The sequence below is a fragment of the Leptospira kanakyensis genome, from assembly GCF_004769235.1.
GTDB lineage: Bacteria > Spirochaetota > Leptospiria > Leptospirales > Leptospiraceae > Leptospira_A > Leptospira_A kanakyensis.
The window spans coordinates 949,562-975,982 of record NZ_RQFG01000005.1; the positions used below are offsets into that span (position 1 = coordinate 949,562).

At 39.0% G+C, this 26,421-nt stretch carries 28 protein-coding genes and 1 tRNA gene; 18 read left to right on the forward strand and 11 right to left on the reverse strand.

Annotated elements, in window-relative coordinates:
* Nucleotides 1-6: 6 nt before the first annotated feature.
* From EHQ16_RS05045 to EHQ16_RS05065, 5 genes are read right to left on the reverse strand one after another with little or no spacing between them, the layout of a single operon-like run.
* Nucleotides 7-1,518, reverse strand: a complete 1,512-nt coding sequence (locus tag EHQ16_RS05045) for a sigma 54-interacting transcriptional regulator (RefSeq protein ID WP_135635032.1) — start codon at nt 1,516-1,518, stop codon at nt 7-9.
* Between the two features lie 4 nt (nt 1,519-1,522).
* The gene (gene prfB / locus EHQ16_RS05050) at nt 1,523-2,650 is read right to left on the reverse strand and encodes a peptide chain release factor 2 (protein ID WP_135635030.1); all 1,128 of its coding nucleotides are present in this window, start codon (nt 2,648-2,650) and stop codon (nt 1,523-1,525) included.
* Between the two features lie 25 nt (nt 2,651-2,675).
* Nucleotides 2,676-3,515, reverse strand: coding sequence for a hypothetical protein (locus tag EHQ16_RS05055; RefSeq protein WP_135635028.1), 840 nt, complete (start codon nt 3,513-3,515; stop codon nt 2,676-2,678).
* On the reverse strand, nt 3,515-4,792 hold the full coding sequence (gene purD, locus EHQ16_RS05060) for a phosphoribosylamine--glycine ligase (protein WP_135635026.1): 1,278 nt from the start codon (nt 4,790-4,792) through the stop codon (nt 3,515-3,517). Before purD ends, EHQ16_RS05055 begins: the two co-directional genes overlap by 1 nt.
* Nucleotides 4,782-7,466, reverse strand: coding sequence for a valine--tRNA ligase (locus EHQ16_RS05065; protein ID WP_135635024.1), 2,685 nt, complete (start codon nt 7,464-7,466; stop codon nt 4,782-4,784). Before EHQ16_RS05065 ends, purD begins: the two co-directional genes overlap by 11 nt.
* A 116-nt stretch (nt 7,467-7,582) precedes the next feature.
* Here EHQ16_RS05065 and EHQ16_RS19460 point away from each other — a divergent pair, with 116 nt between their 5' ends.
* From EHQ16_RS19460 to EHQ16_RS05095, 7 genes are all read left to right on the forward strand, one after another.
* Nucleotides 7,583-7,732 carry a hypothetical protein gene (locus EHQ16_RS19460; RefSeq protein WP_002972862.1) on the forward strand — a complete coding sequence of 50 codons (150 nt, stop codon included), beginning with the start codon at nt 7,583-7,585 and terminating at the stop codon, nt 7,730-7,732.
* A 3-nt stretch (nt 7,733-7,735) separates the two neighbouring features.
* Nucleotides 7,736-8,209 carry a thioredoxin family protein gene (locus tag EHQ16_RS05070; protein ID WP_135635022.1) on the forward strand — a complete coding sequence of 158 codons (474 nt, stop codon included), beginning with the start codon at nt 7,736-7,738 and terminating at the stop codon, nt 8,207-8,209.
* A gap of 32 nt (nt 8,210-8,241) precedes the next feature.
* Nucleotides 8,242-8,793: a hypothetical protein gene (locus EHQ16_RS05075; protein WP_135635021.1), complete on the forward strand. Its 552-nt coding sequence runs from the start codon at nt 8,242-8,244 to the stop codon at nt 8,791-8,793.
* 90 nt (nt 8,794-8,883) lie between these two features.
* Nucleotides 8,884-9,144: a ribbon-helix-helix protein, CopG family gene (locus EHQ16_RS05080; protein ID WP_135635019.1), complete on the forward strand. Its 261-nt coding sequence runs from the start codon at nt 8,884-8,886 to the stop codon at nt 9,142-9,144.
* Nucleotides 9,122-9,538 carry a type II toxin-antitoxin system VapC family toxin gene (locus EHQ16_RS05085; protein ID WP_135635017.1) on the forward strand — a complete coding sequence of 139 codons (417 nt, stop codon included), beginning with the start codon at nt 9,122-9,124 and terminating at the stop codon, nt 9,536-9,538. The genes EHQ16_RS05080 and EHQ16_RS05085 overlap by 23 nt, the downstream gene beginning before the upstream one ends.
* A gap of 184 nt (nt 9,539-9,722) precedes the next feature.
* Nucleotides 9,723-11,153 (forward strand): flavin-containing monooxygenase, encoded by a 1,431-nt coding sequence (locus EHQ16_RS05090; protein WP_135635015.1) that lies wholly within the window; start codon nt 9,723-9,725, stop codon nt 11,151-11,153.
* Entirely contained in the window at nt 11,098-11,877 is a 780-nt protein-coding gene (locus EHQ16_RS05095) for a M23 family metallopeptidase (protein WP_135635013.1), read from the forward strand. Before EHQ16_RS05090 ends, EHQ16_RS05095 begins: the two co-directional genes overlap by 56 nt.
* A gap of 19 nt (nt 11,878-11,896) precedes the next feature.
* Here the strand turns inward: EHQ16_RS05095 and EHQ16_RS05100 are convergent, their stop codons facing one another.
* Together EHQ16_RS05100 and EHQ16_RS05105 are read right to left on the reverse strand one after the other, a co-directional pair.
* Nucleotides 11,897-12,208 carry a hypothetical protein gene (locus EHQ16_RS05100; RefSeq protein ID WP_135635011.1) on the reverse strand — a complete coding sequence of 104 codons (312 nt, stop codon included), beginning with the start codon at nt 12,206-12,208 and terminating at the stop codon, nt 11,897-11,899.
* Nucleotides 12,209-12,287: 79 nt separating this feature from the next.
* The gene (locus tag EHQ16_RS05105; protein ID WP_135635009.1) at nt 12,288-13,880 is read right to left on the reverse strand and encodes a sodium:solute symporter family protein; all 1,593 of its coding nucleotides are present in this window, start codon (nt 13,878-13,880) and stop codon (nt 12,288-12,290) included.
* 178 nt (nt 13,881-14,058) lie between these two features.
* On the opposite strand from EHQ16_RS05105, the gene EHQ16_RS19465 reads away from it, so the two are divergent.
* A complete protein-coding gene (locus tag EHQ16_RS19465) occupies nt 14,059-14,202 on the forward strand; it encodes a hypothetical protein (protein ID WP_002972181.1) in 144 nt (47 codons plus the stop codon).
* A gap of 8 nt (nt 14,203-14,210) precedes the next feature.
* Here the strand turns inward: EHQ16_RS19465 and EHQ16_RS19470 are convergent, their stop codons facing one another.
* Nucleotides 14,211-14,375, reverse strand: coding sequence for a hypothetical protein (locus EHQ16_RS19470; protein ID WP_167482632.1), 165 nt, complete (start codon nt 14,373-14,375; stop codon nt 14,211-14,213).
* Nucleotides 14,376-14,558: 183 nt separating this feature from the next.
* Here EHQ16_RS19470 and EHQ16_RS05110 point away from each other — a divergent pair, with 183 nt between their 5' ends.
* From EHQ16_RS05110 to EHQ16_RS05155, 10 genes are all read left to right on the forward strand, one after another.
* On the forward strand, nt 14,559-15,731 hold the full coding sequence (locus EHQ16_RS05110; RefSeq protein WP_135635007.1) for an ACP S-malonyltransferase: 1,173 nt from the start codon (nt 14,559-14,561) through the stop codon (nt 15,729-15,731).
* Complete coding sequence (locus tag EHQ16_RS05115; RefSeq protein WP_135635005.1) at nt 15,731-16,687, forward strand: WYL domain-containing protein; 957 nt, start codon at nt 15,731-15,733, stop codon at nt 16,685-16,687. Before EHQ16_RS05110 ends, EHQ16_RS05115 begins: the two co-directional genes overlap by 1 nt.
* 1 nt (nt 16,688) lies before the next feature.
* The gene (locus EHQ16_RS05120) at nt 16,689-17,606 is read left to right on the forward strand and encodes a 4-(cytidine 5'-diphospho)-2-C-methyl-D-erythritol kinase (protein WP_135635003.1); all 918 of its coding nucleotides are present in this window, start codon (nt 16,689-16,691) and stop codon (nt 17,604-17,606) included.
* A 4-nt stretch (nt 17,607-17,610) separates the two neighbouring features.
* A tRNA-Gln gene (locus tag EHQ16_RS05125) sits at nt 17,611-17,686 on the forward strand.
* Between the two features lie 27 nt (nt 17,687-17,713).
* Complete coding sequence (locus EHQ16_RS05130) at nt 17,714-18,475, forward strand: sugar phosphate nucleotidyltransferase (RefSeq protein ID WP_135635001.1); 762 nt, start codon at nt 17,714-17,716, stop codon at nt 18,473-18,475.
* The gene (locus EHQ16_RS05135; RefSeq protein WP_135634999.1) at nt 18,472-19,413 is read left to right on the forward strand and encodes a ribose-phosphate pyrophosphokinase; all 942 of its coding nucleotides are present in this window, start codon (nt 18,472-18,474) and stop codon (nt 19,411-19,413) included. Before EHQ16_RS05130 ends, EHQ16_RS05135 begins: the two co-directional genes overlap by 4 nt.
* A gap of 17 nt (nt 19,414-19,430) precedes the next feature.
* A complete protein-coding gene (locus tag EHQ16_RS05140; RefSeq protein ID WP_135572291.1) occupies nt 19,431-20,063 on the forward strand; it encodes a 50S ribosomal protein L25/general stress protein Ctc in 633 nt (210 codons plus the stop codon).
* 19 nt (nt 20,064-20,082) lie between these two features.
* Nucleotides 20,083-20,646: an aminoacyl-tRNA hydrolase gene (pth, locus tag EHQ16_RS05145; RefSeq protein WP_135576212.1), complete on the forward strand. Its 564-nt coding sequence runs from the start codon at nt 20,083-20,085 to the stop codon at nt 20,644-20,646.
* A gap of 29 nt (nt 20,647-20,675) precedes the next feature.
* Nucleotides 20,676-22,628, forward strand: a complete 1,953-nt coding sequence (gene ftsH / locus EHQ16_RS05150) for an ATP-dependent zinc metalloprotease FtsH (protein WP_135634997.1) — start codon at nt 20,676-20,678, stop codon at nt 22,626-22,628.
* 7 nt (nt 22,629-22,635) lie between these two features.
* Nucleotides 22,636-23,094, forward strand: coding sequence for an EVE domain-containing protein (locus tag EHQ16_RS05155; RefSeq protein ID WP_135634995.1), 459 nt, complete (start codon nt 22,636-22,638; stop codon nt 23,092-23,094).
* 3 nt (nt 23,095-23,097) lie between these two features.
* Here the strand turns inward: EHQ16_RS05155 and EHQ16_RS05160 are convergent, their stop codons facing one another.
* From EHQ16_RS05160 to EHQ16_RS05170, 3 genes are read right to left on the reverse strand one after another with little or no spacing between them, the layout of a single operon-like run.
* Complete coding sequence (locus EHQ16_RS05160) at nt 23,098-23,493, reverse strand: response regulator (protein ID WP_135634993.1); 396 nt, start codon at nt 23,491-23,493, stop codon at nt 23,098-23,100.
* Nucleotides 23,486-25,522: a PAS domain S-box protein gene (locus EHQ16_RS05165; protein ID WP_135634991.1), complete on the reverse strand. Its 2,037-nt coding sequence runs from the start codon at nt 25,520-25,522 to the stop codon at nt 23,486-23,488. Before EHQ16_RS05165 ends, EHQ16_RS05160 begins: the two co-directional genes overlap by 8 nt.
* A gap of 54 nt (nt 25,523-25,576) precedes the next feature.
* Entirely contained in the window at nt 25,577-26,419 is an 843-nt protein-coding gene (locus EHQ16_RS05170; protein WP_135634989.1) for a CAP domain-containing protein, read from the reverse strand.
* Nucleotides 26,420-26,421 lie beyond the last annotated feature (2 nt).

Below are 26,421 nucleotides of genomic sequence, written 5' to 3' on the forward strand. Positions count from 1 at the left end.
TATCCATTATTTTCTTGGGCTTTCTGCATTGAATCCGTCCAGAAATTGGTTATTTTTGATCTTATATTGTAAAGATCCTCGGCTAATTCCTAGAAGTTTTGCAGCTTCTTCCTGTGTGGAGACTCGTTGGAATGCTTCTTTGATCCAAATGGCTTCCAATCGTTCGATGGCAATATTGAGAGATAAATTTTCCGAAGGAGACAAAATCTCTGTCCCCACTCCAAAACTTTGAACTTTAGTTGGAGTTTCAGATTCTCGTTTTCCATCTTGTGAAAAGGAATGAGGTTCCAAAACAACTTCCGGTGGAACAAGGACTGCATATTGAATGACACTTTGGAGTTGCCTTACATTTCCACTCCAAGGCATTCCTGTCAGAGCTCGTAAAGCATCTGTTGAAAACGTTTTGTTTCTTCCATATTGTTTGTTGTATTGGTATAAAAAATGATGTGCGAGAAGTGGAACATCCCCTCTTCGTTCGCGTAATGGTGAAACTCGCAACGGAACTTCCGCTAGGCGGTAATACAAATCCATCGAAAAAGTTTCTTTCTGAATATCTTCTAATAAATCTCTTTTACTACCTGTAAAAATCCGAATGTTTAAAACCTCCTCCTTCTTTTTGGCAGAAGGATTGGGCATTGTTTTATCTCTTAAGGTATGAAATAGTCTTGTTTGTAAATTTGAAGGTAAATCACCAATGGACTCAATGTATAAGGAACCACCGTTGGCCTGTTCTAGTTTTCCTGGATTGAATATTTTTCCACTTTGGACACCGAAGAGTTCTGCTTCTAAAAGTTCATAACTAAGACCTGAACAATCTACAGTGAAAAATGGGCCATTCTTTCTTTGGGAGATATAATGTAAGGCTTTCGCGATTAATTTTTTACCAGCTCCTTCCTCTCCAATGATCATCACCGATGTATCGGAGGGGCCCACTTGACGAATCCTATGTTTTAAAAATAATATGCTCGGATCATAACCAAGGATTTCTTCAACAGGATCTTCTTCTCTTTTAGATTTTTCAAAGGCTTCTTTGGCAATTCGTTCTTCTAAAATAACGATTGTTAATTGGGATGCAAATAATGTAGCTTGGTTGATGATATCGGATGAGAAAAAATTAACCTTATCCGATTCTAAGTTTAAAACTCCAATAGTGGAATCTCTTGTGACAAGAGGGATCGCAAGTTCCGATCGAACCGTTTCAATCAGTTTTACATAGTCTTTATCTAAGGTAACATCGGGAACATAGATAATTTCTCTGGTGGAAGCTGCGCGCCCAGTCACACCCAAGTTGAATGGAAGTTTGGCGGCAATTTTCTTTTCCCAATCCATCCCTTTGGCCGCAACAATGGTAAGGACTTTTTCTTCCTGGTCCATAATGGAAATACTACCGGTGGAAGCTCCAAACAAAGTGAGAGTCATGTCCAAAATGAAATTCAATCGATCCGTAATATTCGGAAGTTGTTGAATTTCTTTTTGGATTTTCCTTAGAGTACCGGAAATATCCTGTTTTACAGACATTTGGTTATACTTTTGCGTTTGCCTTTTGGTTTGTCAGGTATTTTAAGTAGGCAATGATAAAATCTTCCAAGTCTCCATCCATAACTGCATGAACGTTTCCTGTTTCAAAATCGGTTCTATGGTCTTTTACTAAATTGTAAGGATGGAACACATAACTTCGAATTTGTGAACCCCAAGAGATATCACGTTTTTCACCGGCTTTTTTAGCGTTTTCTTCTTCGGCTTTTTGTTTTTCCATTTCATACAAACGTGCACGAAGCATCTTCATCGCCGTATCACGGTTTTTAATTTGCGATCTTTCCATTTGGCAAGAAACCACAACACCTGTAGGAATATGTGTGATTCGCACAGCAGAGTCTGTTGTGTTGACGTGCTGTCCCCCAGCACCCGAAGAACGATACACATCCACACGAAGGTCTTTTTCTTCGATGTTCACTTGGATGTCGTCATCCACTTCTGGTGTTACATAGACAGAAGCAAAGGAAGTATGCCTTCTTTTATTCGAATCAAAAGGTGAGATCCGAACAAGTCTATGGACTCCGGATTCACATTTTAAATAACCAAAGGGATGATCCCCTTGGATGTAAAGCGTCGCGTTTTTGATTCCGGCAGTTTCCCCCGGTTGGTAGTCCACGAGTTCTGCACGATACCCTTTTTGTTCACAAAACCTTGTGTACATTCGCAGTAACTTATCTGCCCAGTCTTGGGATTCTGTTCCACCGGCCCCTGGATGGATATTGATAAAGGCAGCTTTGCCATCATCTTTTCCAGCAAGAGCATCTAACATTTGCAAGTTTTCAAACGTCTCAAACATGCGATCAAAATCATCGTTTAAAGATTTTAGGCCCGCCTCACCCATTTCTTCGGAAGTGAGTTCAATCAAATCAGGAAAATCAATTAATTCCTTTTTTAAATCTAACCAAGGATCTAACTTTAGTTGTAACTCGTTTCGTTTTTGAGTGACTGTTTTTGCTTGGTCAGGTGAGTCCCATAACTTTGGGTCGTTTGCTTTTTCAATGAGTGAGGATAAACGGTCATAGTCTTCTTGGAAATTTTGTGCCGTCCAATAGGATTGGAAAGTCTCAATCATTTCTGATGTTTGTTTTTTTAAGTCTTTTAGTGATCTATCCATAATGCGTAAATCCGAAGTGGAAGTTTTAAAACAAAGAATCTTTGCGAAGTCGTTCCACTTCCCATTGGAATATGGTTTCTCTGAGTTGTGGCGTATTTCCTTCTACGGTTCCCACCAGAGAGTAACTTGATTCTTTTCCGTATGTATCAGGCAAACGTTTGAGTATGAACTTACCTGACTTAATGAGTTCAATGACATGGAGTAAAAAAGGATCTTTTTCTTTTCGACTCATCTCTTCCATAGAATAATAAAAAGTAGAAAGACCTTTGTAAAACCAATCGATGTATTCGTTTTTTCCTTTGGGCCAAATTTGTTCTAAACGAATTTCTGATTCTTGGACAAGGGACTTACCAAGAAAAGGTTTTTGCAAAACACGACACTGGGAATAAATTTCAAAATTTAAATCCCGGTCTCCACCCTTTTCAAAATCCACACCGATCCAACGAATCCAAGATTTTTTTTCTTTAATGGATAAGGCTGGAATCAATGCAAACAAATACCCTTGGTCTTTGAATATCCTTTCATGAGCCAGATGTTCTAAAATTTCCATCGGGATCATATAATGGCCTTTGGCCCATTCAATCACATAAGGAATGGATTCCAATTGAAGGTACTCAGGTGGAGTTTCCGAACGTATGATATCACCAAACTGTGTGAGGATAAAAATAAAAGATAACAACTCTTGACGACTGAGCCCTGAAAGAACACTCACCGATCCACTTAAGTTTTGAAGGGCACGGCGAATCATCAAATGTTGTTGGAGTTGGGTTTGGTTCTCAGACAAAATGATCCCTAGATGTTTTTCAAAATTGCGAAGGTTCGTACGTTCACAAATTTTAAAATTTCCAGAGATACTAAATGGCATTAGAGAGCACGCCTTCCTATGTCTTTTCTATAAAATGTATCTGGTGCTTTGATTTTTCCAAGAAACGCATAACAATCATTAATTGCATCTTTTAGAGAATTTCCAAAAGAAGTGATTCCGAGAATTCGTCCACCATTTGCCAAAATTTGGTTTTCTTGGCTTTTCGTTCCTGCATGGTAAACCACCACATTCCCCTCGTTTGGCGGAATCTCTAAAGGCATTCCTTTTTGTGGGGCGTCCGGATATCCTTTCGCTGCTAGCACAACTATAGCAGATGATCCCTCTTTTAGTTTTAGATTTCTCTCCGGGAGGTTGCCCACCGCCGAAGCATAAAAAATAGGTAAAATATCTTCATCCAACAAACGCAGCACACACTGTGTTTCTGGATCCCCAAATCGACAGTTAAATTCCACTACATTGGGATTTCCTTCTTTGGTAATCATAAGACCAACATAAAGAAGTCCATTATAAGGATGGCCGGCGGATCTAAACTCAGCTAACATCGGCTCAATGACTTGTTCTTTTACTTTGGAAAGAACAGAATCTGTGACAATCGGTGCCGGGGCATAAGCACCCATCCCACCTGTGTTTGGACCAATGTCGCCGTCATAAGCACGTTTGTGGTCTTGGGCTGCAGGAAGGCACATATACCTTTCCCCATCGGCAATCACAAAAAGGGATGCTTCTTCTCCTTCTAAAAAGGATTCCAAAACTACTTTATTACCACTTTCCCCAAACTTTGATTCTAAAAAGATTTCATCTAACGCCTGTTTTACTTCCTTCATTTCGAAGGCAACAGTGACACCCTTTCCTGCAGCAAGGCCATCTGCTTTGACAACCAAAGGTAAAATTTCTTTTTGGGCATAACTCCAAGCCGATTCATGGTCTGTAAATACTGCAAAAGAAGCCGTAGGAACTTTGGCCCGTTTCATCATTTCTTTGGCAAAGTGTTTGCTTCCTTCCACTTGCGCACAATAAGCAGAAGGCCCAAAACAAGGGATACCTATTTCAGCACACCAATCAGAAAGTCCGTTGACGAGTGGATCTTCTGGGCCAACCACAACCAGATTTGTTCCCGAAGATTTTATATAATCAAAAAATTTAGATTTATCAGTGATGGATATATCTTTTGTATCCAATAAGATATCTTTCGAAAAACCACCATTCCCTGGAAACACCTTAAGCGATTCCAAAGATTTTGATTTAGAGATGGCATCCGCTAACGCATGTTCTCTTCCGCCACTTCCAATGAGTAAAACTTTAAATTTATGTTCCAATTTTTTCTAAAGCCCTTACCGTACTATCTAGTTTCTCTTTCCAAGTATTATACTTTTCTCTTTCTTTTTCTACCACATCCGGTTTTGCTTTTTCTAAGAAAGATGGATTGTTGATTTTATTTTCCAACTTTTCCATCTCCAATTGGATTTGTTTTTTCTCTTTTTCCAATCGTTGTTTTTCTTTTTCAAAATCAAAAATACCTTCCAAAGGAAGAAAAATTTCTCCAATCGAAAATGCACCAACGGAATCCGTATTTTTTGCTTCATAAGAATCTAAAAATTCCAAACTCTCTGCTTTGGAAAGTTGGAGAATGGATTTGATTTCTCTTTCCATCATTTCTTTTAATTCTTTATGGCTACACTTGATGATGACCTTACATTTTTTCTCAGGTTTGACTCCGAGTTCTGCGCGCATGTTTCGGATCTTTGTGATGATCTCACGCACAAGTTCCATACGAACCACAGCCGGTGCGGAATCAGAAACTCCATACGGTTTAGGAAATTCTGTTTTCGCAAGTTCAGTTGGATCCAGTAAGGAATGAATTTCTTCGGTAATGAAAGGCATAAACGGATGTAAAAGTCCCAGTGATTTTTTCAAAACACTCACAAGAACAAAGCGAGCTTTTTCTTGCGATTCGGGAGTTACATTTCCATACACACGAGCTTTGGTTAATTCCAAATACCAATCACAGAACGATCCCCAAACAAAATCATAAACTGCATTTGCCATTTCGAAAAAAAGATAACCGGAATAAGCTTTTTCATACTTACTAAGCATCCGATCAAATTCATTCAAAATCCAAAGGTCAGTATCTTCTAAAGAATTAATATCTGGTTCTTTGGTTGTGAACTCTTCTGGCAGGTTCATAAATATAAACCGGCTTGAGTTCCAAATTTTATTACAGAAAGACCTGTATCCGTCTAACCGTGATTCGTCGAAAAGTATGTCCTTTCCTTCCGGCAAAACGGCTGCGAGAAAAAATCGAAACGAATCCGTTCCGTATTTAGTCATCATATCCAAAGGATCCACTACGTTTCCAAGGGACTTACTAAACTTCTTACCATCTTTATCACGAACGAGACCATGGATGAGAACCTTTTGGAAAGGAACATCCCCCATAAATTTAAGACCGTTCATAATCATCCGAGCGACCCAGAAGAAAATGATATCAAATCCCGTCACGAGAACGGAGGTAGGATAGTATTGTTTGAGTTCGGTTGAATTTTCAGGCCAACCAAATACAGTGAAAGGCCAAAGTCCGGAAGAGAACCAAGTATCTAAAACGTCTTCATCTTGTTTGATGGTTTCTTTGGTTACTGAAATTCCTTTTTTAGAAAATAGAGACACTGCTTCCTCTACGGATTCCGCAACCACCATCTCACCATTTGGTGCATAATAAGCAGGAATTCGGTGACCCCACCAGAGTTGGCGAGAAATACACCAATCACGTATATTTTCCATCCACTCAAAGTATGTTTTTTCCCACATCTTTGGTTGGAATTGTACCTTGCCTGACTTAACCACTTCAATAGCAGGTTTTGCAAGAGATTCAATTTTTACAAACCACTGAGTCGATAACAACGGTTCGATGACCGCTCCCCCTCTTTGGTTGTGTCCTACACTATGGATATGAGTTTCTATTTTTTCAATATAACCATTGGCTTCTAGTTCTTCCACAACTCGTTTGCGAGCTTCGAACCGGTCGAGTCCATTGTATTTACCTGTATGTTCGTTTAAAGTTCCATCCAAGTTCATAATGTTGAGTGGAGTGAGTTTCAAACGAAGTCCCGCTTCATAGTCATTGATGTCATGGGCCGGAGTGATCTTCACAAGCCCCGATCCAAATTCTTTATCTACAAAGGAATCAAACAATACGGGGATTTCTTTACCGGCAATTGGTAAAAATACAAACTTACCCTTTAATTCCGTATAACGTGCGTCATCTGGATGAGCACAAACTGCCACGTCACCAAACATGGTTTCGGGTCTTGTGGTTGCAACAACGATGTATTCGCCCTTGGAAAGAGTTTTTGGATCTTTGGATTGAAACTCTGCTTTTGGATATTTGATATGGTAGAGTTTACCTTGTTTTTCTTTATACTCTACTTCAATATCTGAGATAGCAGTTTTTGTTACCGGGCACCAGTTGATGATTCGTTCACCGCGATAAATCAATCCTTCATCATACAAACTGCGAAATACTTTAATGACTGCTTTGGAAAGTCCTTCATCAAACGTAAATCGTTCGCGCGACCAATCGACTGATTCACCGAGTAACCGCTGTTGTTTGGCAATCATTCCACCAGAATGAGCTTTCCATTCCCAAACTTTTTCGATAAATCCTTCGCGAGTAAAATCAGTTCTAGACTTTCCTTCTTTTCCTAACTCACGTTCCACAACCACTTGTGTGGCAATCCCAGCGTGGTCCATTCCTGGAACCCAAACTACATTTTTACCTTTTTTACGTTCGATACGAATGATGATGTCTTGGATGGTATGATTGAGTGCATGACCAATGTGTAAATTCCCAGTTACGTTTGGTGGAGGGATGACGATCGAAAATGTTTCTTTGCGAGAAGAGTCAGGCGCGAAGGTTTTTTTTTCTTCCCAGGTTTTTATCCATTTGGGCTCTACAGATTCGGGATCGTAACGGTCAGGTAGCTGTGATTTCATAGGGTCTTTGGATTTCTTGCACTTTACTATGTTTCGTAAAGAGTTTAGGGGTCAAGGATGAAACAGCAACCAAGGTTCGCATTGACAGAAAGGAGAGGCAAAAGAATCTGGTTGGCATGAACGCAAAAACAGCAAAAATCCTCGGCAAATATGCAACCTTCAAAGGTGTTTCAGAGAAACAATTGAAACGCGATTGGTTGTCTCTTTCCCATATCGATAAAGATAAAAAAAGACAAGAAATCCTTAAAGAAATCGCAAAGAAATAAGATATGCGGAAGGTTCCTTCCGCTTTTTTTATGGAATCAAAATTCCGATTTTTCTTCTCTCTCCTCCTTCTTGGATTTTCCCTTACCACCCTTTCTTACTGCTCCAAACAAAGTGACATAATACTTTCTCAATACCAAGAGAGATTGACCGAGGCAAAAAACTTAAATCGTAAACTCATTGTGGTTTTCGGTGCCGATTGGTGTCCCGACTGTAGAGCATTAGATGGAATCTTTCAGGAACCAGAACCCAAAGCCCTACTCTCTCAAAATTTTATCATCTTTAAAGTCGATGTGGGCCGCTTCGATAAAAACTTAAGTCTAAACGATACACTTGGGAATCCCATTCAAAACGGAATTCCGGCTCTTGTTGTCATTGACCCGTCAGGTAAAATTCTCACCTCCACCAAAGGAGGAGAATTCTCTAACGCGAGTAAGATGACAAAAGAACAAGTTTTAGAATATTTATACCGTCTTTAGGAGAAGTTTGTTTTCAACAACCACGAGCACCCATGGATCAAATTAATTTTCAACCAACCAAAATGAATTTCAACTTAAGACTAAAAACTATCATCACATACGCACTTTCATTTCTAATCTTATTCTCTGCTTTGACTCTCTCCGCTGAGGAACCCACCACTCCAACTCTAGTTGTTGGCAATACCCTTCCCGAAATTAATTATACAAACCAGTGGGAAGAACCAAGTCCCGTTCCTGCCGATACGACAAAGCTGATTTTTATTTCTGATATGGATGCGAGTAAAATCATCCATCCTATTTTAGAAAAAGAAGGAAAAGGATATTTGGAGTCAAAACAAGCAGTGCTTATTTCTGATATCCATAGAATGCCTTCTCTCATTTCCAAGTTTGTAGCTTTACCCAAAATGAAATCTTATCCGTATACTCTTCGTTTGGTGAGAGAAGAAAAACTGGCCGATCCATATCCAAGAACGAAAGGTTCTCTCACCCTCATCCAACTGAAAGCGGGAAAGATTACCAAAATTCAAATTTCTAATGCGGAAGCAGAGATTCGTAGTTTTTTGGATACTTCTCAAAGCAAATAAGTAGCTATACTTCGGATTTCCCGTTGTAAAATCGCAAAAAATTTCCTCACCTTGGTTGACCGTAATACAAAAAGGTGATACAATCTAAGAATGATTAGCCTTCGATTACCAAAAGATTTAGAAAGAAAACTAGATTCATTTGCAAAGTCAGAAGGCAAATCCCGATCAGAAATTGTAAAAGAATCAATTCTAGAGTACATCCAAAACCGTGGTAAAACTAAAACTCCCTTTGATTTAGGTTTCGATTTATTTGGAAAATATGATTCGGGAAAAACAGATTTAGCAGAAAATCGAAAAGATTACCTTCGTCAAAAAATTGAGAAGAAACATGCAAAACGTAGCTCTCATTGATTCTGGACCAATCCTAGCATTATTTAACGCTAAAGATAAATTTCATAAATCCATCCTCAAATTCCTTAAGAACTATAACGGTCAGTTAATTACTTCATGGCCGGTGGTTACCGAAGTAATTTATCTTCTTTCTTTTTCAAATGATGTACAATCAGATTTTCTTGAGTGGATCGAACGAGGTGGCATTCATTTAGATGATTTGTCAATAGACGATCTCAAATACATCAAAAATAGGATGAAGAAATATTCAGATCTGCCAATGGATTTAGCTGATGCTTCACTTATGTGTATTTCTGAAAAAAGAGGAATTAACAAAATTATAAGCATTGATTCAGACTTTTCTATTTATAAAACATTAAGCGGAAAGTATTTACAAAACCTATTCAAAGTTTAGTGCTCGGAAAAACAAACATCTCCAGCCTTTGCACTTACAAATTGCGAAAAAGATCCACCTTCAATTCTTCATATGTGTCAAAATGACGAATTTTTTCCTTAGAAATGTAAAATCTTCTTGATAACGTCGTTCTCTATTCGCAAAATCTCTCCCTAAGTCTATCTTTGGTTGCGAGAGAAATACTATGGCACTTCCTAAAGTTTGCGTAATTGGCGCCGGTTCTTCCGGTATCACAGTCATTAAATCATTAAAGGAAAATGGAATTCCCTTTGATTGTTATGAAAAAGGAAGTGATGTGGGCGGCAACTGGCGTTACAAAAACGACAATGGCCTCAGTAATATTTACAAATCCCTTCATATCAACACACATAGGGATCGTATGGAATACCGCGATTATCCGATGCCAACAAATTATGCGGATTATCCAAACCATGAACCCATTCAAAATTACTTTTTATCCTACGTGGATCACTTTGGGCTTCGTAAACACATCCAATTCAAAAATGGAATCAAAAAAGCAGAGCGAACCGAAGATGGGATTTGGAAGATCACTCCCGAAAAAGGTCCAGTCAAATACTATGACGCGTTAGTTGTCGCCAATGGACACCATTGGAATGAACGTTGGCCTGATCCTGCCTTTCCTGGAAAATTTTCCGGTCAAATCATGCACTCGCATTCCTATGTAGACCCAAAAACACCTGTTAACTGTGAAGGAAAAAACGTAGTCGTTCTTGGTATGGGGAACAGTGCGATGGATATCTCTGTGGAACTTTCTAGACCCGGTGTTTCCAAAAAAGTATTTTTATCAGCAAGACGCGGTGCTTATGTCATTCCTAACTATCTATTTGGAAAACCATTAGATAAATTGACAGAATACACACCACATTGGGTTCCTTTTTTTATCCAACAAACACTCGCTCACCTTCTCATTCGTTTCGGCGTCGGAAAAATGGAAAACTTTGGTTTACCAAAACCAGATCATAAGTTTGGTTCTGCCCACCCCACCATCTCTCAAGATTTACTTGTTAGGCTAGGACGAGGGGATATCAAACCAAAACCAGTCATCACAGAACTCAAAGGTAAAAAAATTGCCTTTGCTGATGGAACAGAAGAAGATGCGGATGTTCTCATTTATTGTACGGGATACAATATCAAGTTTCCATTCTTTGATGAAGACTTTTTATCAGCACCCAATAACTACATTCCTCTGTTCTACAAAATGATCAAACCAGGAATCAATAATTTGTTTTTTGTTGGTCTTATGCAGCCGTTAGGTGCCATTATGCCTCTGGCGGAATGCCAAGGGAAATGGATTTCTCAGTATCTAACGGGAAATTATGTGTTACCATCCAAAGAGGATATGGAAAAAGCCATCGAAGAAGACCAAGTCAAAATGAAAAAAAGGTATGTGAGTAGTACTCGCCATACCATCCAGGTGGATTACGATTCCTTTCTTTATGAGATGAAAGAAGAAATGGCAACCGGTAAAAAAAGATCGGCAAAACTCGGAAACCATTTGCCAATCGAAGCACGAGCGGAATTCCTTTCGGAAGGCCGTCATGAATCTTCAAAACCTTCAAGTTCTTCTAAAAAGAAATTGGTTCGTAGCAAATAACTCTTTTCTTATTTTCCTTTTCACAACCTGTCTATCGCTACTTGGGACAGGTTGTGTCTCAAAAGGTTACACTTACCAAGGAAACCCACTCTTTGGTTGGATGGAATCTTCTGGTGAAGTTCGTGCCACTGACCCCTATCCCATTCTCAAACGATACCCTTCTTTCCAAGCTACCGACTTCGAATTCCCAGTAGGTGGAAAGTATGCAGAAGGTTACTACTTAGCACAAAGGTTTGGAGCCGAAAATGGAAAGTTTGGCGGCCGAAAACATCTAGGGGAAGATTGGAATGCCATCACAGGAGGTGACAGTGATTTTGCTGCTCCCGTATATACTTTTGGTAACGGCGTGGTTTCAGAAATTGCAGACTATGGTGGTGGTTGGGGAAAGGTAGTTCGGATTGTTCACTACCATAATGTAGGAAATGGGGACTTCTGGTATTTAGAATCTGTTTATGCCCATCTACATACCATTGATGTAGAACCGGGACAATTGGTTAAAAAAACAGAATGGATAGGAACCATTGGTGATGCGGGTGGAAGTTATCAGGCGCATTTACATTTCGAACTTCGTTCGACCATTGGCGCACCGTTAGGTGGTGGATATGCTTTAAAAACAGAAGGATTTTTGCCACCAACGCGGTGGCTTATGCAGTATGGACCTAAAGACAAGTCCTTTACAGAAGACAGTTTTCAGTATCTAATTGAAAAGGGAGGAACCCTATAAGTTTTAATGATTATAGAAATTAGTAACTACTAATAAAACTTAACACTTCGTCTTCTTTTTCAGCATTTGTGTCATAAAAATTACAATGAATCTCAAACAGAGGTTCATTCCCTATTTTTTCGCTCTTTAAAGTTTTCACCAGAAAGTCAACAGAACCTGTCATAGAAATCATTTTTAAAGATATTTTTAATATCGAAGGCACTTCAATGTCATAAGGATGGTAAAACATGATTCCCCGAGCACTGATGTGTTTTTTCGAATCATAATCTTTTAGTTGTTCCAATTGAACTTCGAACGTGGCTGGAATTTCTGTATAATGATTTGGTTTCATAGTCTTCGTGTATATAGCAACAAACATAGGATAATTAAACTCTCATTCAATTACTATTTTATTACGTACGTATAAATCTTTATGCAAAAACGATATTAAACCCTGCAAGAAGGACAATCAGTCCAACCCCCCAGGCTAAAATTCGTGGATCCCAAAATGGATTTGTTTGATCCCGATCGGAATAAACGAGACCGTGTAAGTCTTTATTTGGGTCTTCTTTTTCAATCAAACTAACAATCACCATTGTTAAAAAACAAACCATTCCAGAAACGATAGCTCCATAAAAGTTAGAAACCATATCCGATTTGTAATCGATTATCCCCAATGAATATAGGATAAAATGAACGAGCCCACTCGTTGTTCCCAGTAACATTCCGTAGAAGGCACTCCAAGCAGAAGCACGTTTCCAAAACATTCCGAGTAAAAATATAGCGATTAGCGGAGCATTAAAAAAGGAAAATAATAACTGGATGTAGTTCATAATATTTTCAAATTGCATCGCTATGTAAGATGCAAAAATAGCAAACAATACCGCAAACATTGTACAAAGTTTTCCAATTTTTAAATAATCCTTATCCTCTCTAGTTTGATTGATATAGGTTTGATAAATATCATAAGTAAAGATGGTATTCATTGCCGTAATGGAGCTAGACATACCTGCCATAAATGCGGCAAGTAAAGCAGTGGTTCCAAGACCGAGCATCCCAGAAGGATAAAAATTCTTTAGCAGTATTAAAAAACTTTTGTTATATTCTCCATTCATCTCTTTTGAAAATTCAGTTAAGGCAATTAACCCTGGTATGACGGTCAAAAAAGGTAAAAACAATTTAAACATAGCTCCAATAAGAGGAGTTCTTCTTGCAGCCCTATAATCTTTTGCAGCCATTGCTCTTTGTACTTCTGTGAACCCACAAGTCCAATAGGAAAAAGATAATACAAAACCAAGTCCCACTGTTACACTTAACAAATCCCAGCCGAGTTCATTTTGTCCATTGGCGAGTCCTACCCACATATGTTTATGTGAATTCGGAATTTTTTGCATCAGCCCATCCCATCCACCTAACTTTGTTAAACCGATAATCACTAAAGGAAAAAGACCAAGAACGGTTAGAAAAAATTGCATCACCTCTGTATAAATCGAAGAACTAAGTCCTCCAAAGTATGTATAAACCAAAACAATACAGGCACTAAAAAGAATCGATACATGAGGATTCCAACCAAACATTGTTTCAAACACCAAGGATAAAGAATAAAGATAAATCCCTGATCCAAGTGCTAACGATAACAATGTGATGGATGCATTCAAAAGATGTGCTGGTCGATTGAATCTAAAACGTAAATATTCCGGTACACTTCTGATTTTTGAAGAATAGTAAAATGGCATCATAAAGATCCCAAGAAAAATCATACCGGGGATCGCACCTAAATAGTAAAAATGGAAGGTCAAAAAACCATATTCGGCACCACTCGCACTCATCCCGAGCAGTTCCAATGCGGATATATTGGCGGAAATAAAAGCAATCCCCGTAATCCAACTGGGTATCTTTCGCCCAGCCAGGAGAAAATCGCTCGATTGGTTCATGGATTTCTTAAGAAGAAACCCAATCAGAACCATAAACCCAATAAAAACAAATAAGATGGAATAATCGATGGGAGCGAGCGAGACAAACATACGCTCGTAAGAGACGAGAAATGAATACTTTGTAAAGAGGAAATCCCGAATCTCGCCTATCGGGGATTATTTTCCTTCAAAATTTTGCAAACCGGTCGACACTCATTGTAACTCTTTGATCGAAAAAGACTTTCCGAATTATGTCGCATTAATAGATTCGGAACCACCAGGAGGATCTATGTTCTATCTTCTTTTAGCCCTTCTCCACGAAGACTATTCTTCCGGCAGAATCGATTTTTCTACCTATTTTGAGAATACCGTCCTCCTCGCCTTGGATCACGAACGCATTAAATCCAATCTCGAACAAAGTAAAGCCGCTTAATTGGGCAACTAATACGATTTGGAAAGTCTCTCGCTTTGGTGAGGGACTTTCTTTCGAAACTGGCTATCGTTTGAAACTAAGTTGATTTCGCCATTGGCTTTCTTTTGAAAGTCACTGGAAAAAGTAACCGACTTACCTTTTTCACCCGCTTTCCTTCGCCACTGAAGATCCAATTTAACTCACCTTCCTTCGAATCTGACATTCGAATCCCATTGACTTTCCCCGGAAATTCACTCTCCAAAGCAAACCAATGCAAAAATCTGCTCCCTTTCTTAGGATCCTCCCTTGAATTTTCTCCTTGTTCTAGGAAGTCCCGTCTGTACGGTAACAGAAAAATCATATCTCAGGAAGATTAAATGACATCGGCCAAACTCCTTACTGCCACTCTCCAAAATTCACAAAAATTTTTCCTTCAATTTGGAGGACAGGGTTCACCTTATCTAAAAGAACTCGTAAAATTATACGCAGAACCAGAACTCAAAGAATTTTTCGAAACAAGTTTCAAAACCATTGCTGAAATTGCCGCTCGTGATGGCAAAAGTCCCCTTCTCAATGAAGGATTTGATTTCAAATCTTGGATCGAAAATCCAGATGGCGCTCCTTCTGAAGATTATCTAGCGCGCGCACCGATTTCTGTTCCGGGTATCTTTATGACCCAAATTGCCAATTACGTTTTAGTTTCAAAACGTGGTTACCCAACAGTGGAACTCATCAAAGCAACAGGTGCTGTCAGTGGACATAGCCAAGGGGTCATTGCTTCTGCTCTTGTTGGTCTTGGAAAAGATGGAGCTGATTTTTTAAAGGCATATTCTGACTTCTTAAAGTTTGTGTTTTATCTTGGATTTAACGGTCAAAAAGTTTATCCTAACTTTGTTGTTTCGGAAGAAGTAGTCAAAGAAAACGAAGCCAATGGAGATAAAAATCCAGCACCAATGGTTGCGGTGATTGGTTATACAAAAGATGAATTAGAAGAAAGAGTGAAAAAAACAAATGACTCTCTTGGACTCAAAGGACAAGACACAGTTTTCATTTCTCTTTACAACACTCCAGATTCTATGATTCTTTCTGCACTTCCTTCTTCTCTACTTGCATTCCGTAAACAATGGAAAGCAGAGATGGACGAAAAGAAATTTAAGTTTGTATATTTAAAAACAACTGCACCTTTCCATTGCCCATTTATGGAAACATCACTTGATAAATTCAATGCAGAAGATGCATCTGTGGTTCCATTCCCATATACTGGTGCTGATCTAAAAGTTCCTGTATACAGTATCTACGATGGTCACAACTTACAAAAAGATGGAAACCTTCGTGACATCCTTTTTAAGATGGTTCTCATTGAGCCACTTTACTGGGATTTGGCGATTGCTCCTATTTTTAATGACAGTGCCATTAACACGATCATTGATTTTGGACCAAGTGTTGTGAGCCAAAGATTAACTGGTGGACACCTAAAAGCAAAAAACATCGAAAAACAATCATTATGTGCATCAAATGCTAAGGAATTAAAAGTAATTCTAGAAGCATAATGAATCCATCCACTGCTCGGGCCGCTTCCAAATTAAATTTAATCCGCCTTCTGGCTTCACATCCAGAAGGTCTTGGATTAGAAGAAATCCAAAGCGTAACGGGTCACAAATCAATCGCAGCTCTCAAAAAAGATTTAGGTGAGTTGTATATGATTGAGATGTATCCTTATTCACCAACCGATGCTGTGGATTTAGATTTTGATGGGGAGAAAGTAAAAATCCGACTCCCCATTGCCGTTGATTCCGCACTTCCACTTTCCCCAAAAGAATGGTCTCTCCTTCGTTCTTTGTTAATCAGAGATACAAAAACCGAAGATTCTAAAGTCAAAAAATCAATTTTAAACAAAATAGATTCTGTCATTCCTTCCGGTGATTGGTCTCCCTACCAAAAAACAAAAGAAACCATCATTGAAGCCATTAATAAGAAAAAAACACTAACAATTGTTTACTGGAAAAGAGACACACAAGAGAAAGAAACAAGAACTTTAGCTCCTTGGTTGTTTTGGGAAGAAAATGATTCTTATCTATTGGCTTATGATTTGAAAAAAGAAGGATTCAGGTCATTTCGGTTGGATTATATTTTAGACCTGAACATTGCTGATTCAAAATACCCAACCCTACCTGATACAGCAGGAGAATTCCTAGAAGGATTCAAACAATTGTTTGGTGCCGATTCCGAAAACAAAGCAATTGCAAAACTTTGGATCACGGATGGAGCCTCTTACCATTTGGGAATGAAACTAAAACTTACGCCGACGGGTAACCAAAAACAAATTGGTGATTCTAATTATCGAGAATTCCAAGCTCCCATCAGAGATCAAAATTGGTTCATCCAAACCATTTTAGGATATGGGACTTCTGTTTTTGTTTCAGAACCAGAGGAAATCAAAACTTCCATCCAATTGCACTTACAATCGGTAGCACCCTCAAAACCAAATCTCCATTCGTTATCTTAGTATGACTTCAAAATTCATTTCGTTTGGAAAAATTAACATTGGTTTGTTTGTTCCATACAAAAGAGAGGACGGGCTCCACGAAATTCGTAGTGTTTTTGTTCCCATTAGTTTGGGAGATCCGATGGATATAGAGGTAAACCCTCTACCAGAAGGTTCAAACTCTGTGCTCCATCTCGTTTCCGAAAATCACCTAAAGGGTTATCGACATTCGAAATTCGAAGAAGTTTCCGAAAGAGGAGATTTCACTAGAAACATTCTCTATAAGGCCTTTCAAAAGTTAGTCACTTACCTTTCTCACCCTGTTTCCATTTCCATCCACTTACAAAAGTATCTCCCTCCTGAAGGGGGAATTGGTGGAGGGAGTAGCAATGCTGGGTCTTTTTTAAAGGAACTCTTCCCTTTGACAAAACTTTCCAAGGAAGATCAGATTTCCCTGGCGAAGTCCATCGGGGCCGATGTCCCTTTTTTCCTACAATCCTCTCCTTGTTTTGTGAGTGGGATCGGCGAGGTGCTCGAACCCATTTCTGTAGCCAAGGGAACAGGGATTTTGGCCATCCCTCCCTTCGGACTTTCCACCGCATCTATGTACGCAGGCCTTCAAAAAAGTTTACAAAAACCCTATGGTTCCCAAGTATGGAAATCTCTGGCAGAGGATTTAATTCGAAGTCTTCAAGTCGGGGATTGGGCATACCTGCAAAACAGGCTTGAGAACGAGTTTGAAAAAATCGCTTTTCAGACCCAACCCTTACTAAAGGAATTGAGATTAGGGTTTTTTGAGTCGGGAGCAGTCTATGCTTCTTTATCGGGTTCGGGTTCTTGCTTTTATGGCATTTATCCTTCGGATAGAGAAAGAGACGAAGCCCTTCGCATTGTCTCCAATCGATTTCCCGATATGGAATTTCGAACGTTCTCTTTTTAGAAACTGGCCTGTAGCCAAGCGGTAAGGCAGCGGTTTTTGGTATCGCCATTCCCTAGGTTCGAATCCTAGCAGGCCAGCCAGTTTTAAAAGATCCGATAGAACGAACGATGAACCTACATAATACTGTAACTGCTGTTATTTTGGCGGCGGGGAAAGGAACTCGAATGAAGAGTGAACTTCCCAAGGTTGCGGTTGTACTGAACGAATCTCCACTTTTACTCCACGTTCTTCGTAATATCGAATCCGCCGGCATCGAACGCAAAGTTGTCGTTGTCGGTTACCGCAAAGATATCGTTACCGATATCGCAAAATCATTTCCCGGTGTGGAATTTGCAGAACAAACAGAACAATTGGGAACAGGTCATGCTGTTCTTTCCGCTGAGACACAACTAGCACCTTACACAGGATATACGGTTGTGGCTTGCGGAGATGCACCACTTATCTCTGCAAAATCATTTTCTGAACTCATAGAACTTCATAAATCCAATGGATACTCTGCGACTGTTCTTTCTGCAAAGATGGAAAACCCAACAGGTTATGGTCGTATCATTCGTTCTGCCGATGACGGTAGCCTTCTACGCATTGTAGAAGAAAAAGATGCGAGTGCCGAAGAGAAAGTTGTGAACGAAGTGAATACAGGAACGTATTGTTTCAATACGGAAGATTTGTTTGGTGCTTTGAAACAAATTGGTAATCACAATGCTCAAAAAGAATATTACCTCACAGACGTGATCAAAATTTTTAGATCTTTGGGAAAAAAAGTCGGAGCAAAAACTTTGGCAAATGCGTTGGAAAGCCACGGTATTAATTCTCCTGATGATTTAGCTCTCGCAAAACAATATATAGATAAAGGGTTGGTTGGAGTATGAATCCCAGCGAAGTAGTTGTATTTTCTGGAAATGCAAATAGACCTCTTGCCGAGGAAATTTGTAAACACTTGGGCATTCCGAACGGCCAAATTTCAGTCAAAAGATTTTCCGATGGAGAAAGTTCTGTAAAAATCGAAGAAAACGTACGTGGCCGTGATGTGTTTGTGGTTCAGTCCATAAGCTATCCAGCTAACGACAGCTTGATGGAACTTTTACTCATCATTGATGCTGCAAGAAGAGCATCGGCTCGCCGTATCACCGCAGTCATTCCTTATTATGGATATGGACGCCAAGACAGAAAGGTAGAACCAAGGGTTCCGATTTCTGCTCGTATGGTTGCCGATTTAATCGAAACTGTTGGTCCAGATCGTGTCCTTACAATGGACTTACATGCTGACCAAATCCAAGGATTCTTTCGCATTCCTGTGGATCATTTGTATTTTTCACCAGTCCTTGCTGAGTATATTAACTCTCTCAATATGGAAGACCTCGTGATTGTTTCTCCAGATTCTGGTGGAGCGGAAAGAGCTCGTAACTTTGGTAAAAAAGTAAACGGATCTCTTGCCATCATTGACAAACGCAGACCAAAAGCTAACGAGTCTGTGGTGATGCATGTCATTGGTGAAATCAAAGATAAAAACTGCTTATTACTTGATGATATGATCGATACCGGTGGAACAATTGCGAAAGCGGCCACTGCCCTGTACCAAAATGGAGCAAAATCGGTATTATGTTGTGCATCTCACGGAGTTCTTTCCGGAGAAGCACCGGCCAAATTGAATGAAGGAAACTTCAAACAAATTGTGCTCTCAAATTCTATCAGCATTCCGGAGACCAAAAAAATAAATCACTTGAAAACGCTCTCCATCGCCCCACTCTTTGCTAAAGCCATCGAGCGGATTCATAACGAAGAATCAATCTCTAGTCTGTTTTCATAACTTTAAGGAACATAATCATGGAAAAAATCAGTATCAAAGCACAAACAAGAACTTCTAAAGGAAAAGGTCCTGCAAGAAGAATGCGTGTGGAAGGTTTAGTACCGGCGAACATCATCGGAAACGGTGAAGCAAGATCGGCAAGTGTTGTCGAAAAAGAAATTCAAAGACTCATCGACTCTGGAATCCGTAAGGCAACTCTCATCGACCTCGAACTCGATGGTAAAACAGAAAGAGTTTTCGTAAAAGAAATCCAAAGATTTCCACACACAGGTCAAATCCGTCATATCGACTTCTTTAAAGTAACTCCTGGTAAAAAGATCCTAACAACAGTTGCTATCAAAACATCTGGTGTAGCAAAAGGTTCTAAAGCTGGTGGTCAGTTCGAACACCTCGTTCACGAAATCAAAGTGAAGTCTACTCCAGAAGATTTAACTGACGTAATCACAATTGATGTAAGTGGATTGGATATCGGAGGTATGATTAAAGTTTCCGAACTTCCTCACCCAGCATCTTGGGAAATCCTTGTAAATGGTGATCCGATCGTTGCTTCTTGTAGCAAAACAAAAGCGATCTTAGCTGCAGAACGTGCTGAAAAAGCAGAAGCTGACGCTAAAGGCAAACCAGCAGCGAAAAAAGCTGGAAAGAAATAAGATCCTCTTTTAAGAACCAATGAAGTTAATTGTAGGGCTGGGAAATCCTGGCGATAAATATAACAACAATCGATCTAACATTGGTTTTAAGATTCTTGATGTCATCGCGAACAACATTGGCATCGAAATCAAAACAAAGAAAAAGAAATCTCTCATCGGTCGTGGTGATTTTGAAGGGGACGAAGTGGTTTTACTCAAACCACAAACCTTCAGTGACCTTTCCGGTGAGTCGGTTCTCTACATTGCCTCCTTTTTAAAAATCCAGGTAAAAGATATCGTTGTCATCCACGAAGACGTAGGCCTTGAACTGGGCCAAATCGTAGTCACCAAAGGTGGAGAAAACGACGTCAACCCTGGGGTCAACTCGGTTTCTGTCTCATTACGATCCCCCAATTTTATACGAATTCGGATCGGCGTTCTTAATTCAGCCTTCAATCCTAAAAAAAGAGAAGAATTTTTACGTGAAGATTTTGAGCCATTAGAGAACCTGAGTTTGATACAGATCATCAATGACGCCGAAGCGGCGATTCGTTCCATATCCATGGGGGATATTGACGAAGTGATTCAGAAATATCACCTTTGATTTCAGTCTAATCATCGAGAAGTCTTTACATGAATAAAAACATCAAAACCGTATTTCTATTTTTGCTCGTATTCCTTGTCATTTTGGCAACGGTTTATAAAGGTCAGGACTTCGCCGGTAAACCCGACGAAATCAGTTATTCCGATTTTTTGAATATGGTGGAACCCATCGAAGGGAAAAAGCCAATTGGGAAAATTACCTCCAAAGACGGAAAGGAAACTTCCGCCAAACAACAAATCGTCATTGATAAAGAGCTCATTGAAGGTTGGTACATTCCTGAAAACAGTAAGGACAACAAACCAAAACTCTTCAAAACAAACGTAGCACAAGTAAACGATGATTTGGTGACCAAACTTCGTAAGTCGCGCCTTAGTTTCACTGCGAAATCCACTGAAGAAAATAAATTTTGGAGTGTTGTTTCCGGCATCATTCCTTGGTTATTTGCTCTCGGTATCATTTGGTTCATTATGATGCGCCAACTCCAAGCATCAGGCAACAAAGCATTTACCTTTGGTAAGTCTCGTGCCAAAATGAATGTGGATCCAAAAGTCAAAGTTACATTCAACGATGTCGCAGGTTGTGAAGAAGCAAAAGTTGAATTACTTGAAATCATTGAGTTCTTAAAAGATCCAAAAAAATTCCAAGCCATTGGTGCAAGAATTCCTAAGGGAGTTCTTCTTGTTGGTCCTCCAGGAACTGGTAAAACCTTACTTGCGAAAGCGGTTGCTGGGGAAGCGGGTGTTCCTTTCTTCTCTATTTCTGGATCTGACTTTGTCGAAATGTTTGTGGGTGTGGGAGCATCGAGAGTCCGCGATCTTTTTGACCAAGGAAAAAAGAATGCACCTTGTATCATCTTTATCGATGAGATTGATGCTGTAGGTCGCCTTCGCGGGGCAGGCCTCGGTGGTGGACATGATGAAAGAGAACAAACCCTCAATCAGATGTTAGTCGAGATGGACGGATTTGAAATGAACGAAGGTGTCATTGTGATGGCGGCAACAAACCGCGCGGATGTCCTTGACCCTGCCCTCCTTCGTCCTGGTCGTTTTGACAGACAAGTGATTGTGGATCTTCCTGACCTCAAGGGTCGTGAAGAAATTTTAGCAGTCCATGCTAAAAAAGTACCTTTAGTATCTGATATATCTCTTAACTCAATTGCACGTGGAACTCCTGGATTTACAGGAGCGGATCTTGCTAACCTCATCAACGAAGCAGCCCTTCTTGCCGCACGTCGTAACAAAAAACGTGTGACCCAGGAAGAACTCGAAGAAGCTCGTGATAAGGTCATGATGGGACCAGAACGTAAGTCTATGTTTATCTCTGACAAAGAGAAAGAAATGACAGCTTACCATGAAGCAGGCCACGCGTTACTTGGCACCTTACTGCCGTATACCGAACCAGTTCATAAAGTAACCATCATCCCTCGAGGACGTGCCCTTGGTCTTACCCAATCCCTTCCTGTCGAAGACAGACATTCCTATCGTAAAAACTATTGTTTGGATCGAATTGTGATGTCGATGGGTGGATACATTGCCGAAGAACTGATCTTTGGTGATCCTTCCAATGGATCTTCTAACGACATCCAACAAGCAACAAACATTGCTCGTCGTATGGTTTGTGAATGGGGAATGTCTGAAAAACTCGGAACCATCCACTACGGATCAGGAGAATCCTCACCGTTTATGGGAAGAGACTATGGTCATACTAGCAAACCTTACTCTGAAGAATTTGCAGCCATGATTGACCAAGAAGTCAAACGTATCATCCAAACTTGTCTCGATAAAGGTCGCGACTTGGTGAAAAAGAACCAAAAGAAATTGGATGCGATTGCCAAAGCCCTTCTTGCCAAAGAAACGATTGATGCCGAAGAACTAACAAACATTGTCCAACCTTCTTTTGATAAATTCGCTGATTCCAAATCGGGAATAGGATCCAAAAAAGGAAAAGGTAGTTCGGCAACAAAACCAGCTTACTCTGCATAAAGCACAGATGAAGTATTGGCTCTTTAAAACAGAACCAGATGTATTTTCCATCGACAACCTAATACGAGAAAAACTCTCGTATTGGGAAGGTGTTAGAAATTACCAAGCACGTAATTATCTTCGCGATGAAGTGAAGTTAGGTGACTTGGTTTTATTTTATCACAGTAGACTCGATCCACCAGGGATTGTAGGAATTGCCGAAGTTGCGAAAGAAGCAACCCCCGACCCTTACCAGTTTGATCCAAACCATAAATACTTTGATCCAAAATTAAAAGGAACAGAACCCAGATGGTATGGAGTGCACTTAAAACCTCATACCAAATTTAAAGAATTAATTCCTTTGGACACACTTCGTAACATGAAGGGACTCGAGAAAATGGTTGTGACTCAAAAAGGGTCAAGACTATCGATCCAACCTGTGACAAAGAAAGAATTTGATATCGTAGTCAAAATGGCTTCGAAGTAAAAATCAACTCATTGCGTAAATAATTTCTTTTAGTTTCTCTAAGGTAATGGGTTTTACTATGTAGTTGTTGCTGAGATTGTACTTCTCTGCCCTACGCATATCATCTTCGTCAGAAGAACTAGTAACAATATAAATGGTAATTTTTTGATCTAGAGAGATAGAAGTGATTTCGTCTAAAAATTGCCAACCATCCCAAATTGGCATATTCAAATCTAATAAAATCAAATCAGGTAAAGATTCCGAACTAGAAATTCGAGAGACAAGCATATCATAAGCATCTTTTCCATTTTGACAAACTACAGTTTGTTTTACCATTCCGGATAGGGTGATGACTTGTTTTGTCAAAAAAAGATGAACAGGGTCATCTTCTACAACACAGGCTAAATTAATTTCATTCATAGGGTAAAAATACAGTAAACTTTGTACCCAATCCTACGGTACTTTCAACCTCAATTTTTCCTCCCATCGTCTCTATTTGGCTTTTTAAAATAAATAATCCAACTCCCCTTGCCTCTTTATTTTCATGAAAGGTCTTATACATGCCGAAGAGTTTATCTCCATGTTTTTTTAGATCAATTCCTTGGCCATTGTCCTCAAATTGAACTTCTATGAATCGATTTTTACGAATTCCGGAGATTCTTAGAAAACTATCTCGATCCTTTGCTTTGTATTTGATGGCATTGGTGATTAAATTTAAAACAATACTATCCAAATAGGCTGGAATCACACGCACAAAACATTGGTCCTGTAAGTTCACTTCGACTTTTAATTTTGATTCTAAAATTTGAAGGGCCAAACTTTCTAAATTTTTCTGAACTACTTGTTCAATGTCGATCAACTCATAATTTTCCTGAGCTAAATTCACCTTAATGACTGCGGTCAAATCTTCAATCGTACGTTTTAAATTTTCTGTAGCTCCGAGTAACAAAGACATCATTTCATTCTGAAAATAATCGGGATATGTTCTTTGGAGTATATCCATCATTCCACTAATTCCAAAACTATGAGATCTTAGATTATGAGAAACAATGTTTGTGAAGTTTTTTAACCGATTGTTTTGTTCGCTAGTAATGTCGAGCAATGATTTGATTTCTGCTTCTGCTTTTTTAAGTTCAGAAATATCAACCGCCATGCCAAGATAACCAGAAATTTTATCGTTTTGTTTGACTGCAGTAATAGACAAAAGAACGGGAAATGTAGATCCATCCTTTCGTTTATGTATCCATTCTAAGGTATTTGGTTTTCCAATTTTTGCATTGTAAGTTAATATCTCAAATCCTTCAAATTGCCGATTGTATTCACTGGAAAGTAACTTTCCTCTCTTTTCAACTTCCTTTTCTATATGAAAAATCTGAGGTGTGAACTTTCCAATGAGTTCAGCTGCGTAATATCCCAACATTTTTTCAGCACCATGATTGAATTCGGTGATAATACCTTCTGTATCAGTACTAATGATGGCAACAAGTGTACTGGCATCCAAAATAGCTTGGTTTTTTGCTAAGGTAATTTTAAGTTTTTGTTCAACTAACTTCCATTCTGTGATATCTATGATTTGAGATACGAAATAAAGAACTTTACCTTCATCATTTTTTACCATCGATACAGCTAAAATGATGTACACGATATCTCCATTTTTATGAAAATATCTTTTTTCCATCTGATAAAACTTTCGTTTGTCAGCGACTAGTTCTTCCAAATAAGTTAAATCGGCCAGCAAATCTTCAGGATGAGTGATGTCCTGAAAAGTCAACTGCATGAGTTCTGATTCTGTATAACCTACAATTTCACAAACCCGTTGATTCACTCGGAGCCATTTGCCATGTTCATCCAATAGAGCCATACCAATCGCAGCATTATCAAAATTTCCACGGAAGGCAGCTTCACTAGCTCGCAGTTCCCTTTCTATTTTTTTGATTTCAGTGATTGCTTCGTTAGATCCATATACAGATAAAGCGGAATCACCAGGATTCCTTCCTTGCAAAATCAATTCGCTAATGGGTAATTCATTTTGTTTTTGGCTGATCAGATCCAAAACTCTCAAAGAAATTTCTTTAAGTAATTTCATTTGGTTTTCGTTCAAAACTTTTGATTTCTCATCAAAAACCAAAAGAAAACCTAGAAGGATTCCCTCCTTTCCTTTTGAAAGCAAAGGAATCCCAATAAAGAATTGAATCGGGAAATTTTTTAACGTTGGATGTGTGGATTTAAAATTTGGTTCTAACTCTAAGTTTTCAAAAACAACAAGATCTTTTGTGTTACCCAACAATTCGACAGATAAAGATACGAAAGAAGGAATTTGATCCAACAAAATTCCATATTCAGCAATCGATTTTGGTTCCTTTTCCTCTAGGATCGTGATTAACGAAATTTTTGAATCAGTTAATTCCGCTGCAAGTTTTGCCAAAAAATAAAATTCATTGATGTCCAATAAAACAACTTCCTAACGTTCGAATGATTCTAAACAGAATCTATATTTTAATTTTTAAGGTTTTGCTGTGAAAACTTGTACAGCTTTTACCTTATCAATATCATAAAACTTTTTATCTTTATAAAAGGAAGTGCCCGCGCCCATATAAGAAAATTCTGGATTGAGAATATTTTTTCTATGACCTGGCGAATTAAACCAAGTTTCAACGACAGCTTTTGCCAAACTTAAATAAGTATGATTGGGAATGGGCGCTCCTGCTTTTGTATAACTGAAAAAAGCTCCCCCATTTTGCGCAGGTGTAAAAACCGCCCTCCCTCCTTGGTATTGTATTCCAAATGAATTGATAATATTTTCTGCAGAGTAAGTATCTGTGATTCCTACCAAATCCAAACGATCTCGTAAAGTTTCCTTTCCATTCACTGTACTAGTATGCGAATAAAAATCATAAGTGACCATGTCTTGAGCATGGCCAAAGGCCGCCTGTTCACATTTTTCAGAATACTTAAACGGACGCAAACCCAGATTTTTTCTTTCTTTAGAACTTACATAAAAGATTGCAGCATTTAACAGTGGATAATCGACTTTTGCGAAATCAATATTTGTATTTGCTGGAGCATAAGAAGGGAAAGTATCTTCTGTGAATACATCATACTGTTCTACCTTCCATTTATCAGATTCGGGAAGTTCTCTACCATCTTCTATACTTTCTAAAAATGCTAATTTAGGATCTTGTGCTTCGACTACTTTTTCAACTGGTTCCGGTTTTTTCTCCTCAACAACAGGAGCTTTTTTGACTTCAGGAGTTTTACAAACAAAAGAAAAGGAACTAAAAACAAAAATAATGGTTATTGTTCTAAGTTGAGTTGTGAAAAAGTTTGTTTTGGTAAAAAAGTTCATAG

What these genes read in the sequence shown, in the direction of transcription:
- EHQ16_RS05135 (WP_135634999.1), top strand. Translation starts at nt 18,472, where the DNA reads ATGAATCCCAGCGAAGTAGTTGTATTTTCTGGAAATGCAAATAGACCT.
- EHQ16_RS05120 (WP_135635003.1), top strand. Translation starts at nt 16,689, where the DNA reads ATGACTTCAAAATTCATTTCGTTTGGAAAAATTAACATTGGTTTGTTT.
- EHQ16_RS05100 (WP_135635011.1), bottom strand. Translation starts at nt 12,208, where the DNA reads ATGAAACCAAATCATTATACAGAAATTCCAGCCACGTTCGAAGTTCAA.
- EHQ16_RS19460 (WP_002972862.1), top strand. Translation starts at nt 7,583, where the DNA reads ATGAACGCAAAAACAGCAAAAATCCTCGGCAAATATGCAACCTTCAAA.
- prfB (WP_135635030.1), bottom strand. Translation starts at nt 2,650, where the DNA reads ATGGATAGATCACTAAAAGACTTAAAAAAACAAACATCAGAAATGATT.
- EHQ16_RS05045 (WP_135635032.1), bottom strand. Translation starts at nt 1,518, where the DNA reads ATGTCTGTAAAACAGGATATTTCCGGTACTCTAAGGAAAATCCAAAAA.
- EHQ16_RS05065 (WP_135635024.1), bottom strand. Translation starts at nt 7,466, where the DNA reads ATGAAATCACAGCTACCTGACCGTTACGATCCCGAATCTGTAGAGCCC.
- EHQ16_RS05055 (WP_135635028.1), bottom strand. Translation starts at nt 3,515, where the DNA reads ATGCCATTTAGTATCTCTGGAAATTTTAAAATTTGTGAACGTACGAAC.
- pth (WP_135576212.1), top strand. Translation starts at nt 20,083, where the DNA reads ATGAAGTTAATTGTAGGGCTGGGAAATCCTGGCGATAAATATAACAAC.
- EHQ16_RS05105 (WP_135635009.1), bottom strand. Translation starts at nt 13,880, where the DNA reads ATGTTTGTCTCGCTCGCTCCCATCGATTATTCCATCTTATTTGTTTTT.
- ftsH (WP_135634997.1), top strand. Translation starts at nt 20,676, where the DNA reads ATGAATAAAAACATCAAAACCGTATTTCTATTTTTGCTCGTATTCCTT.
- EHQ16_RS05160 (WP_135634993.1), bottom strand. Translation starts at nt 23,493, where the DNA reads ATGAATGAAATTAATTTAGCCTGTGTTGTAGAAGATGACCCTGTTCAT.
- EHQ16_RS05115 (WP_135635005.1), top strand. Translation starts at nt 15,731, where the DNA reads ATGAATCCATCCACTGCTCGGGCCGCTTCCAAATTAAATTTAATCCGC.
- EHQ16_RS05080 (WP_135635019.1), top strand. Translation starts at nt 8,884, where the DNA reads ATGATTAGCCTTCGATTACCAAAAGATTTAGAAAGAAAACTAGATTCA.
- EHQ16_RS19465 (WP_002972181.1), top strand. Translation starts at nt 14,059, where the DNA reads ATGTTCTATCTTCTTTTAGCCCTTCTCCACGAAGACTATTCTTCCGGC.
- EHQ16_RS05085 (WP_135635017.1), top strand. Translation starts at nt 9,122, where the DNA reads ATGCAAAACGTAGCTCTCATTGATTCTGGACCAATCCTAGCATTATTT.
- EHQ16_RS05095 (WP_135635013.1), top strand. Translation starts at nt 11,098, where the DNA reads ATGAATCTTCAAAACCTTCAAGTTCTTCTAAAAAGAAATTGGTTCGTA.
- EHQ16_RS05170 (WP_135634989.1), bottom strand. Translation starts at nt 26,419, where the DNA reads ATGAACTTTTTTACCAAAACAAACTTTTTCACAACTCAACTTAGAACA.
- EHQ16_RS05140 (WP_135572291.1), top strand. Translation starts at nt 19,431, where the DNA reads ATGGAAAAAATCAGTATCAAAGCACAAACAAGAACTTCTAAAGGAAAA.
- EHQ16_RS05090 (WP_135635015.1), top strand. Translation starts at nt 9,723, where the DNA reads ATGGCACTTCCTAAAGTTTGCGTAATTGGCGCCGGTTCTTCCGGTATC.
- EHQ16_RS05130 (WP_135635001.1), top strand. Translation starts at nt 17,714, where the DNA reads ATGAACCTACATAATACTGTAACTGCTGTTATTTTGGCGGCGGGGAAA.
- EHQ16_RS05110 (WP_135635007.1), top strand. Translation starts at nt 14,559, where the DNA reads ATGACATCGGCCAAACTCCTTACTGCCACTCTCCAAAATTCACAAAAA.
- EHQ16_RS05155 (WP_135634995.1), top strand. Translation starts at nt 22,636, where the DNA reads ATGAAGTATTGGCTCTTTAAAACAGAACCAGATGTATTTTCCATCGAC.
- EHQ16_RS05070 (WP_135635022.1), top strand. Translation starts at nt 7,736, where the DNA reads ATGCGGAAGGTTCCTTCCGCTTTTTTTATGGAATCAAAATTCCGATTT.
- EHQ16_RS05075 (WP_135635021.1), top strand. Translation starts at nt 8,242, where the DNA reads ATGGATCAAATTAATTTTCAACCAACCAAAATGAATTTCAACTTAAGA.